Origin of the sequence: Streptococcus sp. HMSC072D03, from assembly GCF_001812855.1 — a bacterium.
GTDB lineage: Bacteria > Bacillota > Bacilli > Lactobacillales > Streptococcaceae > Streptococcus > Streptococcus salivarius_D.
Window position 1 is genome coordinate 151,837 of record NZ_KV810691.1, and the last position, 15,163, is coordinate 166,999.

A 15,163-nucleotide genomic window follows, 5' to 3' on the forward strand; every position below is an offset into this window, starting at 1 on the left:
AGCTTTTTCTCTCAAGCTATGGTTTTATTATAGGGTGCAAGCCAACAAAAAAGTAGTGACATAAATGTCACCACTCGATTTTGATTTTTAAGAAATCTTTTCGAATATAGAATCTATGGTCTAGACTAGCTTACTCTCCTTCCATTGCACCTGCTTGTAGGCTGTACATCTTGTGGTAGGTGCCGCCGAGGGCTAGGAGCTCCTCATGGGTACCGTGTTCGATGATGCGGCCCTTGTCTAAGACATAGATGCAGTTGGCATCTTGGATTGTCGATAGGCGGTGGGCAATGGCAATGGTTGTGCGTCCTTGACGCATTTTTGCTAGAGAATTTTGGACAATAGCCTCTGTCTCTGAATCAATATTGGCTGTCGCTTCATCTAGAATCAAAATCTTAGGCTGGCTAGCAACGGTCCTAGCAAAGGCTAGAAGTTGGCGCTGTCCGGTTGAAAAACTTGAACCTCGTTCAGAAACTGGAGCATCATATCCTTCTGGAAGTTTGTCGATAAAGTGATTGGCATCCACAAACTCAGCGGCCGCTTTAATCTCTTCATCAGTTAACTCCTGATACATGGCAATATTGGATTTGATTGTACCATGATAGAGAAAGGGTTCCTGAAGGACAAGACCAATGTTCTTACGCAACTCTGTCTGACTATAATCGCGAATATCCACACCGTCAAGAAGAACTCGGCCTGATTGGAACTCATAGAAACGCATAAACACGTTGATAATAGAGGATTTTCCGGAACCTGTAGAACCGACAAAGGCGATGGTTTCACCTTTACTGACAGAGAAGGAAATATTATCCAAAATCTGGTGCTTGCCATCATAGGAGAAGGAGACATTTTCAAAGCGAATATTCCCCTCAGTAACCTTGGCATCTGTATCTCTCTGTTCTGGCTCATAGGTGCGCTCGTCAATCAAGGCAAAGACCCGACCGGCTGAGACCATAGAAGTTTGCAAGGTTGAGAAGTTTTGTGTCACTTCAATCAAGGGATCAAAAAGACGGTTAATGTACTGGATAAAGGCATACATGGTCCCCGCTGTGATACCTAGATAGATACCACGATAGCCAAAATAGGCCATGAGAACAGCATAGCCCAGGAGCTTCAGTAAGCTCATGGCTGGGCGTAGAAAGAGAGAGTCCAGTGACATGGAACGGCTAGCATAAATCAGGTGTTCCTCATTAATAGCATCAAACTCTTTTTTGAGGCGTTTCTCTTGGTTGAAGGCCTGAATGATGCGAATCCCTTCGATACTCTCTGACAGTTTGGCATTTATATCTGAAAGCAAGGCTCTGGTCTTTTCAATGATAACCACTGATTTTTTTCGGTAAAGGTTAACCAAAAGAACAATCAAAGGAAGAAAGAGTACAATAAGCCCGGTCAGACGAATGTCCAACATCATCATAGTGTAAAGGGTAGTGACAAAGATAAATATAGCCGAAATAAAGCTAGACAGAATCCCTGAGAACATCTCACTAATAGTCTCTGTATCATTGGTCAAGCGAGAAACGATAGAGCCTGCGGGAGTCTTGTCAAAGTAAGACATACCCAGTTTTTCCATATTGGCAAAGGCATCTCGGCGAATATCCCTGACAATACTGTAGGACACACGCGCAAAAAAGAGATTTCCCAAATACTGAACTAGTGTCTGCAAGAGATAAAGACCATAGTACCCAATCAGAATTAAGCTTGCTGCATGATTCATATCATGAAGATAGTGGTCGATAAAATAAGAAGCCACGAGGGGAATAATACTCTTGATAACTGTTGTGGACAAGAGAAAGGCCAAAGCTAGAAAGGTCAAGAATTTGTAAGGCTTGAGATAGGTCAAGAGACGCTTAAACACAGACCATTGGTTTTGATTAGGCATCGGCTTCTCCTCCTTCCATTTCTAACTGTTGAGACTCATAGGTCTTGGCATACCAACCACCCTGAGCTAGCAAATCCTCATGACGGCCACGTTCAATGATACGACCATCCTGCATGACTAAGATAAGGTCAGCGTGCACCACCGCACTCAGACGATGGGCGGTAATGATGGTCGTCTTGTCCTTACGGGTATGTTTGAGATTGTCAATAATAGCATATTCTGTCTTTGCGTCCACTGCCGATAGAGAGTCGTCCAAAATCAAAATATCTGGATCCAAAATCATGGCCCGACTCATGGCCAGACGTTGTTTTTGACCGCCTGATAGACTGACACCCTTTTCACCAATGATCGTTTCAAAGCCTTCAGGCATATCCTTGATGTCATCATAAACTTGAGCCAGCTTAGTCGCTTCTTCTACCTTGTCAAAGGAGATGTCCGGATTACCAAAGCGGACATTGTCTAAAATGGAACTGGCAAAGAGAAACTGGTCTTGAGGAACATAGCCCATCAAGCCACGCAAGTCTGATAGGCGATAGTCTCGGATGTCATGCCCATTCAAATAGATGGCTCCTTGATTAACATCGTGCTCCCGCAAGAGCAACTTGACAAGGGCGGTCTTTCCTGAACCAGTCTGCCCAACCAAGCCAAGAGTTTGCCCCTTGTCCAAGGTGAAATGAATATCTCTCAAAGTATCCTCATCCTCAAAAGCAAAGCGGTCAATCGCATATTCTAAGCAACCATTTTCAATACTTGGGAGAGGGTGCGCAGGATCTTGAACATCTGATTCCTGCTCCAGAAGATTTTCAATACGTTGGTAGGACACATTTCCCCTCTGTGTGATATTAAAGAGGAAGCCAATGGCCATCAGAGGCCAAACCAGCATGTCCAAATAGGTAATGAAGGTTACCAAATTTCCGACCGTTATCTGACCAGCCTGAATCATAAAGGCACCGACAAGAAGGGTCAAAACATAGGATGAGCCAACAAAGAGTAAGACCAAAGGATCAAAAAGGCTATCATACTTCATGGTATGCATATTCTTTTTAAAGGTCATCTTATTGGTCTCTTGGAAGGACTGAAGCTCAGCCTCCTGATAGGCAAAAGACTTGGTTACCTTGATTCCTGATACCGACTCTTGAACCTTATTATTAAGTTCTGAAAAGGCTGCCTGGGATTCTCCAAAAGCTTTATGGGTCTTACGGCCCAAACGACTAGTCGCAAAAGCCATGAAAGGTAGGGGTAAGACAGCCACTAGTGTCATCTGCCAGGAAATGCTGAAAAACATGGTGATTAGGGTTACCAAGGCTGTGATAGACGCATCCACGGCTGACATGACACCTCCGCCAGCCAAGCGGGTTAAAGAGTTGATATCATTGGTTGCATGGGCCATGAGGTCCCCAGTTCGGTACTTTTGATAAAAAGAAGGCGACATCTTGGTAAAATGCTCAAATAGGCGTGAACGCATAATCTGGCCCAAGCGATAAGAAGTCGCCAAGATATACATGCGCCAAACATAACGCAAATAGTACATCCCCAAAGCTGCCAAAAGCAAATATACGAGATTCAGAAGCAAGATCTGATTGGTCAATTTTCCCGATGTGATAGCATCAATGACCCGCCCCATAACCATAGGAGGAATCAGATTGAGAACCGAAACCAGACTCAGTGCCAAAATCCCGACAATATACCGGCGTTTTTCCAACTTGAAAAACCACCAAAGTTTTGCAATGATTGATTCTTTAAAAGACAAGTTACTCCTCCTATCCTTACAAATGGTTAATAATAGACCTCGTATAAGTCTCGTATGATAAGGTTACTTCCAATAGCGATAGATTGTGCCATCTTCTAACTGAAAGTGACCAATATAAGATAACTTTCCAAAATCAGTAGACTCTGGCAATTGATAAGCAAAGGAATCAAAATTATATACCTTATTTCCATCATCCATAGAGTAGCTATCCTTATCATGGATAACGGATTCATCCTTCTTAGGGTTCCAAATGCGTCTGATTTCATCAGATGTCTTATACTCTCTGACAAAATTGTACAATTCAAAGTTAGTTGCCTCACTGAGATAGCGACCATCGGTGTTGTAGTTAGCTAATTGAGGCTCTCTCTTAGCCTCAGAATAATTCCAAACCTGTCCTCTTTCTCGCATGATATCGGCATCACGGCCACTTTGATAAGTATCTGCCTTAACCATCGTCATTGTTACTCCTAACGTTAATACGGTGACTACTGTCATCATTAAGTGTTTCATTATTTCTCCAAACGTGTTTATTCATTTTTCCCTCTTTTGAATATGTTGTATTTGTATGATAGAAAATAAGTGAAACCTGAGACGCGTAAGCTCCCAGGTTTTTTACTCTTTTAAATGCGTTTGAATCAGTTTTACAAGAAGGCGGTAGGCAGCTAATGCCAGCAAACCTCCTAAAGTATTGGTCCATAAATCATCTAACTCAAAGACACGATTAGCATCAATGAGAAGGTCTAGAATGACTTGTCCAACCTCAATCGTCAAAGACATGACAAAGGTCGCTAAAAGGACCTTTTTCCAAGACCTGAATCTGGGGTACAAGGCTAAAAGCCCTAAAATCAGCGGATTCAGCAAGAAAATGTTGGTCACATTTTGTCCAAGCACAAAGACAATCTCTTTAAGACTATCTAGCTGATAAAAGTTGGTCAAACTATTGAATGGGGTTAATAGGACCACGACACGACCAAAATGTTGAATACCAGGGGTTTCAACACCTTCAACTAGCCCGTACTGGGGTGTCCAACATAGGAGCACTAAACAAAGGAGATAAGCACAGACCAAAACTCGGCTTAGCTTTCTTCCTTTTGGTGTTAGTTCTCCATCCTTATCTACCCAAGTCTTAAGCTGAAACATCTTACTTACCTTCTGATTTACCAGAAGCTTCTGCCACTGCTTTTTGACGGTCGCGTTTCATAGTGTTTGAACGCAATTGTCCACAAGCTGCATCGATATCTGTACCGTGCTCTTGACGAACCACGCAGTTAACTCCATTTTTCTTGAGCACATCGTAGAAGGCCGCCACACGTTCTTTCGTTGAACGACTATATTGGTCGTGCTCTGATACTGGGTTATATGGAATCAAGTTGATGTATGACAACTTACGGATTTTCTTAGTCAAATCAGCCAACTCTTGTGCATTTTCAGGATGGTCATTGACCTCATTAAGCATGATATACTCAAAAGTTACACGACGGTTGGTTGTTTGGATGTAATACTCGATAGCTTCAAAGAGTTTTTCAAGTGGGAACGAGCGATTGATACGCATGATGCTTGAACGAAGGTCATTGTTTGGAGCGTGAAGTGACACGGCAAGGTTAACTTGAACACCTTCGTTAGCAAATTCCTTGATTTTTGGTGCCAAACCAGATGTTGATACGGTAATGTGACGCGCTCCAATGGCAAGACCATTGTCATTGTTAATGGTACGCAAGAAGCGAAGCACATTGTCATAGTTATCAAATGGCTCACCGATACCCATAACAACCACGTGGCTGACACGTTCACCGTCACCACGATCGTCAAAGTATTTTTGTACCAACATGATTTGCGCCACAATCTCACCAGCCGTCAAGTCACGTTGTTTCTTAATCAAACCACTGGCACAGAAAGTACAACCGATGTTACATCCAACCTGAGTTGTCACACAGACAGACAAACCATAGTGTTGACGCATCAAAACCGTCTCAATCAACATACCATCTGGCAATTCAAAAAGATATTTAACGGTACCATCTTTAGATTCTTGAACGATACGTTGTTTCAATGGGTTCACACAGAAATTCTCATTCAATTTAGCAATGAAATCCTTAGAAATGTTGGTCATTTCTTCGAAAGATTGCACACGCTTCTTGTAGAGCCAATCCCAAATTTGAGTAGCACGGAATTTCTTTTCACCGTGTTCCATAGCCCAATCAATCAACTCATCACGAGTAAGACCATAAATAGAAGGTTTGTAGCCTTCCATATCCTCTAACTTCTGACGTTTACGACGTTCTGGTTTTGCTTGTGTTGTTACTTCTGACATAGTTTAATTTCCTTTTTTTCTGATTGTGAAATGCTGACCATCTGACTTGGTCTGGCTTTGTTTCTTCGATGGGGTGTTTTGACCTTTAGATTTTGGAGCTTGCTTCTGACTCTTCTTGAAGTTAGGCTTACGCTCACGACCACCATCCTCGGATCTAGATTTGAACTTAGGACGACGCTTGATTTTCTCAAAGCTTGGGCCCTCTTGATCCCTATCTCTTCGTTTGGACTTGTCTGGCTTTTGCTTAGCAGAAGCTTTTTGCCCCTTATTCTTTTGAGAAGCATTGCGCTCTCTATCTCTAGATTCCTGAGAAGAATTACGACGATTATTAGAACGACGGCGCTTGCGACGAGGCTCCGTCTCCTCTTCAAAGACTATTAACTGCGGCTCTTCATTTTTCAAAATAAAGTAGGCACAGCCAAAAGCACAGTATTCACGCAAATACTCCGACAATCGGCTAATGCAGTCTGTCTTACGCGTATTAGGGCGCTCGTCCTCGTAAAATCCCTTAAGGCGAAGCTGATCATTGGACCAGTCCCCAACGATATAATCATACTTGAGCATGATTTCAGAAAAACGTTGCCCAAAGCGGGTAGCGTCTAAAGCATCCTTGTGATTTTCAAGAACTGTAAACTGACAGGCATCTGATTTCAGAAGATCAGCCACATACACAAAGTCTGGCCCTGGATATTTATTATAATTAAACATTTCTGGCAAGATTTCTTTACGCATGTGCCATCCTTTCTGCTCTCTCTTATTTTCTATCCTGATGCTGTAATAATGTCTCTATATCTTATCCCAATTGGCACCATTTTTTCCTAAATACTTGGCCACAAGTTCCCTTAACAAATCCGGAAAAAGAAGAGTAACTTCCTTTTCCTTAATTGTAGGGAAGTAAGAAGCAAAGTAGTACTGGTCCACAAGGACCAAACTAAACTTCTCATTGGAATCTACAACCCTTCTATTATACAACAAATTACCGTTTTTGTAAGCAAAATTCCCCGTGATTACTTCACCAAATGTCTTCCCTCTAAATCCCATACCTTTAATAGCTTGATTTTTAAGGAGTTCAGCCTTAGTAAAAACTTCCTGACAGATTTCTTTGAGCTCTTGGCCTGTCACGACTAGACGTGCCATCCGCATCTGGTGAGGAAGGGCTTCTTGCAGGTCTGCCATGGTCACTTGAGGACCTAGTGTTTTCATGATAAGTCCAGTATTTAAAAGCGTTAATTGGCTATGAGTTTCCTGACAAACAGCCTGTAAAACCAATTGACAGGTCTTCATCAAAATCTAGTTCTCGACCTAGATTAGCTACTTTTTTCTGAGCTAAACGACGATGGCCTTCCTCACGCATAGCCTTGATAAAGGCTTCGTCCTCCTTGTCTAAATCCAAGATGTAGGACTTGGTGGGGATAGCCTCAATCTGACATCCTATCAATTGCCCATTTTCCACAGTAAGGTCAATACAGCCAAGATAATAACCATATCTGTCAGCAGCTGCCAAATAGGTTTCATTGACTAATTTGCCCTCTTCAAAAAGGTGATGCGTGTGGCTCCCGATGACAAGATTTACCTGCGGATAGGTCACTGCAATCTGTTCGTCATAGCGGACACCTAGATGGCTAAGTACGATGATTAGGTCTGTATCCCTTACCTCAGGGCGAGCCAAATCCTCTTCCAACCTAGCCATAGGCTCTAACACCTGCCAGCCATTCGGTGCATAGGTGATGTAATACGGAAAGGTATAGGCCAAAAAAGCAATTTTTGTACCTGCTTTAGTTTTATGGATAAGATAGGGATCGGCCCATTCAGGTTGTCTTCCTTCATCCTTGAGATTTCCTATGATAGGCTGAAACTTTGCCTGCTCATAAAGACAGTCTAGCTCCTCCTTAGCTAGACCAATCCCCTCATTATTTCCGACAGTCGCATAGTCTATCCCCAATTCATTCATCAAGGCTACATTAAAACGCCCGGCTGTCGCATCAGACAAGGGATGGGACTTATCCACATTATCCCCAAGATCTACCTTGATCAGCTCTCTATCCGTCTGACTCAAATCATCCACAGCTCGCTTGAGTTGTGGATACTGTTCAAAATGAGAGTGTAAATCATTGATATGAAGAATTCGAATCATGTCTTTCATGACTTCTATTTTAACACAAAAAAACTTGACAATCATTCTGTCAAGTTTTTACATGCTATTTTTCAAACAAGAACGTATTCCTAGTTAACTTTCTTTTTTACATATTCTTCTGCGAGATGATAGACGTCATCTGCTAGGGATATACTAACATAGATGCACACAATTGAGAAAATTTCTCCTCTAAAGTGTTGCCAAGCAAAGAATATAAGCCCATAAATTAGGAGCGCAAGTACTATTTGGCCAAAAAATTGACTCAGTAATCGCCTAATAACGACAAGTAAGGCCATAAGTAATCCCACCTTTAATACCATAACCAATACCCTTTAAGGCTGCACCTTGCCAAGTGCCTGTTTGAATACCACCTTTAATGGCTCCTCCAACAGCCCCGACGCCTACGGCAGCTGTAGCTCCCCAAAAACTACATGCTCCACCCTTAACAGTAGAAAGATCTTCGGAATTAAGTGAGTTAAAATTGTTAATGATTTGTGTTGTCATTAAAACAACCTCCTTTAAAATATTTTTTAGCCTTTTCTCAAAAGCTATGATTGTATTATAGATAGAAAGCCAACAAAAAAGTAGTGACATAAATGTCACTACTTGATTTTGAGAGTTGACTCAGCTAATAACCTCAAACTTACACATTATTTTACTTTAAACGGAAAGCTTCTTAAAAATGGCTGTGATAAAACTATTTAAAATCTGTCATAGTTTCAGTTCTTAAGACAGCCAATTATTTTGCGAGTGTAGTGAGCATATACTGAGACTTGTCGCTGTGATAATGACGACTAAGACTTTGTAGTCATAAGCGTTGGGAAGTTTTGAGACCTTAGGCTCAAAAGAAAAATATATCTTCAAACTAAATAAGGTCTTTTGAGTTTCCAAAAAGTTTGATAATAATCAAAAAAGCTGAAACACTTTGGTTTCAACCTCTTGAATTTTTAAATTAAAATTTGCTCTCACCTAGAAGCCAATGCTTAGAAACTTTGCTTCTTAGCCTTACGCTCAGCACGCCCCTTAGCACGATTAGCCGCACGGCGCTCACGTTTACGTTTTTCGTCAACCTTCCACTGAATTTTCTTCTTATAGCCAGGCTTGATTTTTTTCTTTTTTTTCTTAACCAAACCGATCATTTCCGTATCAAGTTTTTGATAGGCTTTTTCACGGTTGGCACGACGGTCACGGTCATAGGTATCTTGAAACTCGCCGTCCTTATAGACTTTAGGGTCAAAGGTAATCCCCATCTTTCAAGCTCACGAATATCGGAGTCGTCACTTGGTTGATAGAGGGTGATGGCTGTTCCTGACAAACCATTACGTCCTGTACGCCCTACACGGTGAACAAAGAAAGACAAATCCTGAGGGATAGCATCATTGATAACATGACTAACCCCTTCAATATCAATTCCACGCGCTGCAAGGTCAGTCGCTACAATGTACTCAAAATCAAGCTTCTTGACTTGATTCATGATACGCTTACGTTCACGTGGTGGAATACCTCCATGAATTTTGGCAACCTTAAGACCATTTGACACTAGGTAGCTGTGCAAATCGTCAGCACGTTCCTTGGTATTAACGAAAATCATTGCCAGGTATGGTTGCATCCCCTTAAGCATCTCAAGAATCTGTTCATTCTTGTTGCGCCCCTTGGTAGATACCAACCAGTTATCAATGGTATCTGCAATAACTGTTGAAGTTTTGATTTGTTCCATGACTGGATTGGTCAAATATTTCTTCAAGAATGGTTGCAATTTTTGAGGAATGGTTGCTGAGAAGACCAAAATTTGAACTTCTTTAGGCAGACTTGCCGCAATCTTGTCCACAGTATCCAAGAATCCCATGTCCATGGTCATATCAGCTTCGTCAACAACAAAGGTATGGGCCTTGTGGATAGCCAAGTCCCCAGACTTAACTAGGTCATAGATACGCCCTGGTGTACCGATAACAATATGAGGTTGGGCTACCTTTAGTTTCTCAATCTGACGTTGCTTGTCTGTACCACCCACATAGTTAGCCACACGAATTTCAGTCTCAGAGTGTTTGGCAATTTGTTTTGTCGCTTGGTAAATTTGTGTCGCCAATTCACGTGATGGCGCTGTAATAACAACTTGAACATCGCCACTCTTTGGATTGAGTTTCTCAAAAATTGGCAAGAGGAAGGTATGTGTCTTCCCTGACCCCGTCTTTGATTCACCAACCAAATCACGACCTGAACGAACCACTGGAATCAATTTCTGCTGAACAGGTGTTGGCTCCTTAAACTTAATCTCGTCAAGAGCCTCCTGAATAAATGTTTTAAAATTAAGATCTTTAAATGACATATTTATTTACTTCTTTTCTATCTAGTCTATCCTTATCATTATAACAAAAAAAGAGCATTTCTGCTCTTTTCATTTATTTCATAACGTTTCCAAGAACCATCCAAAGGGTAATGGCACTTGCAAGCGCTCCAACTGCCCAAAGGAAAGCATCAACCTTCCACTCTGACCATTTGTCACCCTTACCTGAAAGACCACCCAATTCAAGGTGATGGTGGAATGGTGTCATACGGAAGATACGACGACCTTCTCCATACTTACGCTTAGTGTATTTAAAATAGCTGACCTGTAGCATGACAGAAGCTGTCTCAAAGACATAAACCACACCAATCAAGAGTAGCGTCCACTCTACACATAGGGCAATAGAGATAACCGCAAGCATAGCTCCAAGTGACAAGGAACCGACATCTCCCATAAAGACCTTGGCTGGCTTGTGGTTAAAGACGAAGAAGCCAAGAAGTGCCCCAATCATAGTGATAATGATGGTCAAGATAGCGAACTCACCCTTGACAAAAGCGATAATCCCATAGGCAATCAAGCTGATAACCACAGAGATCGAAGCTAAACCATCAATACCGTCTGTCAAGTTCACAGCATTTGAGAAACCAACAATCCAGAATAGGACAAAGAGAACATAAGAGACACCGAGATGAATGGTTAATCCACCAATAGCTAGGCTATCTGTCCCACTAGGAAGTACGTGGATAAAGTAGAAAAGCAAACCCGCAATAATTTGCAAGGCCATCTTTTGCCAAGGTTTTAGTCCCTCATTGATTTGACGGAAAATCTTAAGGAAATCATCAAGGAAGCCGATGATTCCATAAATCAAAATCACAAAGAGAATCCCTACTGTGGCACCATAGGCTTGGTGCCCCTCGCTAAAGACGTGGAAGTTGAAAATCAAGCTAACCAAGATGGCAACCACTAGGAAGACTGTCCCTCCCATAGTTGGCGTCCCAGCCTTAGCCAAATGCTGCTTCACATCTTCATGCATTTGTTGGCCACCGATTTTCTTGATTTTATAGTAAGTAATAAAGTGAGGCATGGCTAGCACCGTCAACACAAAGGCGGCCACGCCTGCTATCAGACTCATAGTCATCTTAGTCTCCTAAAGTAATGGTAATCTTCTTGGTTTTAGACAGGGCTTTTCCTGCCGCAACACTTTGTTTGGTAACAGTCCCTGACTTGCCACCCTTGTAAGTAATTTTAATGCCTTTCCATTTAGCAAAGGTTTCAACGTTCTTCTTGGTCCAACCATACATGTCTGGAAGTTCTGTGAAGTCATTGGTCATGATAAGAATCTGTTCATTAGCCTTAATATTGGCTTTGGCATCTACAGAAACCTTCTCAATCTTATCACCAACACCCAAAACAATCGGATGAATCAAGTTTTGACGAAGGGTGTTAGCTGTCTCACCTGGACGCTTACCGATAATATCGCCAGTTTGATAGCTCGTTTCTTCGGTCTTTTCACTACCTTCAGAAACAGAAGTATCTAGGGTGTCGCCCATAGACATGGCTTCTTCCAAAACCGGGTTAACCACAGTCGCATAGAAATTATTATCCCAGGTCTTAGGCTCTTGAACAGTCACATACATGATGTATTCTGGATCATCTGCAGGAACCATGGCCACAACTGAGTTGAGAGTTTCATTAGCCCCATCTTTGTAAGTCCCAGTCTTTTCATCGGCAACTTGAGCCGTTCCTGACTTAACTGAAACGTCATAATTGCCGACCTGGATAATCGGTGAACCTTCAGATTTATTGTAAAGAGTACCGAACTCTGGGTCTGTGCCAACAGAAATCATATAATTACGAGTTTCAGAGGCGGCCTGCTTAGAAACTGGCTTGCCGATAACTTCTTTCTTAGCTGTACGGACAGTACCTTGGTTAACATCAGCAACCTGTTTAATAAACTGAGGTTCCAGCATAATACCTTTGTTAGAAATTGCGGTAAAGGCTCGAAGCATTTGTACCTGAGTCACTGAAATCCCTTGTCCAAAAGATGATTGAGCGATATTAACAGAGTTTCGAGAGACAACACCAGAAGACTCACCTACCATACCAAAGCGAGTTGGAAGACCAAATTTGTAGAGAGAAAGGTAGTTAGACCAGACTTTGTCCCCCATCTCTTGTTCCAAAATGGTCATACCAACGTTACTTGAATAGGAGAACCCTTGGGCAAATGACATGTTTTGACCTGTTGAGATACCTTCATTGATTGACCAGTCATTGATTTCAACGTCGTCAACCTTAATACCGTTGGCATTACTATAGGTCGCATTCGGGTTGAAGCTTCCATTGTTAATAGCAGCTGACAAGAGCATGACCTTCATGGTTGATCCAGGCTCATACTGGGCTTCGTAAAGACGGTTAACCCAATCATAGTTCTTCTTAGCCTGTCCTTCAAGGGTATCAGAATTATAGGTCGGACGTTGTGTCGTTGCAAGAATCTCACCTGTCTTAGCATTAACAACTGTCGCTGAAGCATTTACCCCTTTTGTCTGCTCCATAAAGGTATCCATCTGCGTTTCTAGGAAGGTTTGAAGAGGCGCTGACAAGGTTGTATAGATGTTCTTACCATCGATTGCTTCCTTGGTAATGGTTTCCGTACCTAGAAGAGTATTACCGTTTTTATCCTTCTCATAGATGGCCTCACCATCTGTCCCTGTCAAGAGGCTATTAAGCGAACGCTCCAAACCAGTCTGACCAATCAAAGAATAAGAACCGTCTTTTTTATTTTCAACAGCTTCAGCACGACCAAGAAACTCTGACGCAAAGGTCCCATTAGGGTACATACGTGACGTTGTTGCTTCAAAGGCCATCCCCTTAATTCCCGCATCTTTAAAGGCTTTCTCTAGTTCTTCTTTAACAGAGTAGGTGATTCCCTTCCCCTTTAGTCCAAAGGAAACCTGATAGGCACCCTTAGTACGCAATTGAGCCAAGGCAGCACTCTTTTCAATTCCTAGCTTATCCTTTAAAATATCGGCAACCTTGTCAAACTGACTATCTTGGACATAGAGTTTTTCTTGAGTCGCTGACACATAGCTGGTAGACACGATTGCGTAAATGGCATAACTGGTTGAATCCTCAGCCAAAACATTTCCATTTCGGTCGTAAATCGTACCACGCTTAGCAGCCACTGTGGTCTTAGTGTTATAAGACTTAGCAGCCTGGGTCGACAAATCGACACCAAACTTACTGTCTGTCCCGATAATCACCACAAAGTTGATAATAAAGACGAAAAAGATAAAGATACTAAGAACCATAAGGTTCTGACCAACGTGCTGTCGGTTCTGGGCTGGCTTTCGCCTATCCCTAACGACATAGTTTAGAAATAAATGTTTAAGTTTTCTTAATCTGTTCATTGGCTATTTCACACTCTTAATACTATCGTTATTAATAGACAGGCCTGCCTTATTAGCAATCTCTTTAATACGGTCAGAGTTAGTCAACTCATTAACCGCCTGCTTAGCATTGTTAAGCTCTGTTTTTTCATCACTAATCTTGCTATTAAGGTCTGTGATTTGTTGCTTGATAGCCTGATTACGCCCTTGTAAAAATACAACTGCGATACTCATCACAATAGCTGTCAAAACAATTGCCGAATAGAAGGCCTTTTCCATACGCGTCATAAAACGAATATGGTTTCTAATAGCTCTATTAACAATCTGATGTTCCTTATTTTCCATAATTATTTCCTGATTTTTTTAGCCACACGCAATTTAGCAGAATGCGAGCGGTTATTAGCTTCTAATTCTTCCTGACTAGGTAGGATTGGCTTACGATTAACTAAGGCTACCTTAGGTTGAAGGTCTTCAGGAATAAAAGGTAGACCTTTAGGCACATCTACCGTACTGGCTTCCTTGAAAAGCTGTTTAGTCAATCGATCCTCCAAAGAATGGAAGGTAATAACCGAAATACGACCATCTACAGCAAGTAAATCCAAGGCCTCTTGAATAGACTCATCCGCAGCACCAAGCTCATCGTTCACTTCGATACGAATAGCCTGGAAAATTTGCTTGGCTGGATGCCCCTTCTTCTTCAATTCCTTAGCAGGCTTAGCTGATTTAATGATTTCCGCCAGTTCCGTCGTGGTCTCAATTGGTTTAACCTGACGAGCCTGTTCAATCTTACGTGCAATCTGTTTAGAGAACTTGTCCTCACCGTACTTGAAGAAGATACGCACCAAATCGTTGTAAGGATAGGTATTGACCACATCATAAGCGGTCAAGCTCGCCTCCTCATTCATGCGCATATCCAGCTTGGCATCCTGTTTATAGGAAAAACCACGCTCACGCTCATCCAACTGTGGGCTAGAGACACCCAAGTCATAGAGAATGCCATCAATTTCAGACACCCCCAAGGCTTCAAGGTTGGACTTGAGATTACGGAAATTATCCTTGATGAAAGTCACCATCCCCTTATCAATATAATCCTTGAGACGCACTTGAGCATTATCAATAGCCTTTTGATCCTGATCGAAGCAGTACAAATGACCCTTTTCAGATAATTGCGACAAAAGATAAGACGAATGTCCTGCGCCACCCAAGGTCGCATCAACATAGATGCCATCGGGCTTGATATCAAGCATATCAACAGTTTCGTGTAAAAGAACGGTTACATGGTGAAATTCATTAGTCATAACTTTTATTATAGCACAAGAATAGAGAAATTGTCTCGTTCTGTAAGTATACAGGATAGTAAAAGAGCCAGATCCAAGGCCTGACTCTTTAGGGCTCTATAATTTCTGTAGTGGGTAAAACTAC

11 protein-coding genes and 2 pseudogenes are annotated in these 15,163 nt (G+C 41.9%); all 13 read right to left on the bottom strand.

Annotated elements, in window-relative coordinates; translation table 11 throughout:
- Positions 1-130: 130 nt before the first annotated feature.
- Positions 131-1,876: an ABC transporter ATP-binding protein gene (locus HMPREF2877_RS08890; RefSeq protein ID WP_070579666.1), complete on the bottom strand. Its 1,746-nt coding sequence runs from the start codon at positions 1,874-1,876 to the stop codon at positions 131-133.
- On the bottom strand, positions 1,869-3,626 hold the full coding sequence (locus HMPREF2877_RS08895; protein ID WP_070579669.1) for an ABC transporter ATP-binding protein: 1,758 nt from the start codon (positions 3,624-3,626) through the stop codon (positions 1,869-1,871). Before HMPREF2877_RS08895 ends, HMPREF2877_RS08890 begins: the two co-directional genes overlap by 8 nt.
- 63 nt (positions 3,627-3,689) lie before the next feature.
- Positions 3,690-4,085 (bottom strand): hypothetical protein, encoded by a 396-nt coding sequence (locus tag HMPREF2877_RS08900; RefSeq protein ID WP_070579671.1) that lies wholly within the window; start codon positions 4,083-4,085, stop codon positions 3,690-3,692.
- Positions 4,086-4,238: 153 nt separating this feature from the next.
- Positions 4,239-4,766: a VanZ family protein gene (locus tag HMPREF2877_RS08905; protein WP_070579674.1), complete on the bottom strand. Its 528-nt coding sequence runs from the start codon at positions 4,764-4,766 to the stop codon at positions 4,239-4,241.
- A gap of 1 nt (position 4,767) precedes the next feature.
- Positions 4,768-5,877, bottom strand: coding sequence for a dual-specificity RNA methyltransferase RlmN (gene rlmN / locus HMPREF2877_RS08910; protein ID WP_096832658.1), 1,110 nt, complete (start codon positions 5,875-5,877; stop codon positions 4,768-4,770).
- Positions 5,878-5,940: 63 nt separating this feature from the next.
- Positions 5,941-6,669: a YutD family protein gene (locus HMPREF2877_RS08915; RefSeq protein ID WP_014632648.1), complete on the bottom strand. Its 729-nt coding sequence runs from the start codon at positions 6,667-6,669 to the stop codon at positions 5,941-5,943.
- A gap of 54 nt (positions 6,670-6,723) precedes the next feature.
- Positions 6,724-8,080 (bottom strand): annotated as a pseudogene (locus tag HMPREF2877_RS08920) (bifunctional UDP-sugar hydrolase/5'-nucleotidase).
- 264 nt (positions 8,081-8,344) lie between these two features.
- Positions 8,345-8,575, bottom strand: coding sequence for a Blp family class II bacteriocin (locus tag HMPREF2877_RS08930; RefSeq protein ID WP_014632646.1), 231 nt, complete (start codon positions 8,573-8,575; stop codon positions 8,345-8,347).
- 479 nt (positions 8,576-9,054) lie between these two features.
- Positions 9,055-10,397, bottom strand: a pseudogene (locus HMPREF2877_RS08935) (DEAD/DEAH box helicase).
- A gap of 73 nt (positions 10,398-10,470) precedes the next feature.
- Positions 10,471-11,493, bottom strand: coding sequence for a phospho-N-acetylmuramoyl-pentapeptide-transferase (gene mraY / locus HMPREF2877_RS08940; protein WP_070579677.1), 1,023 nt, complete (start codon positions 11,491-11,493; stop codon positions 10,471-10,473).
- 1 nt (position 11,494) lies between these two features.
- The gene (pbp2X, locus tag HMPREF2877_RS08945; protein WP_045001445.1) at positions 11,495-13,762 is read right to left on the bottom strand and encodes a penicillin-binding protein PBP2X; all 2,268 of its coding nucleotides are present in this window, start codon (positions 13,760-13,762) and stop codon (positions 11,495-11,497) included.
- Positions 13,763-13,765: 3 nt separating this feature from the next.
- On the bottom strand, positions 13,766-14,086 hold the full coding sequence (gene ftsL, locus HMPREF2877_RS08950) for a cell division protein FtsL (protein WP_002891750.1): 321 nt from the start codon (positions 14,084-14,086) through the stop codon (positions 13,766-13,768).
- A 2-nt stretch (positions 14,087-14,088) separates the two neighbouring features.
- Entirely contained in the window at positions 14,089-15,039 is a 951-nt protein-coding gene (gene rsmH / locus HMPREF2877_RS08955) for a 16S rRNA (cytosine(1402)-N(4))-methyltransferase RsmH (protein WP_002888254.1), read from the bottom strand.
- Positions 15,040-15,163 lie beyond the last annotated feature (124 nt).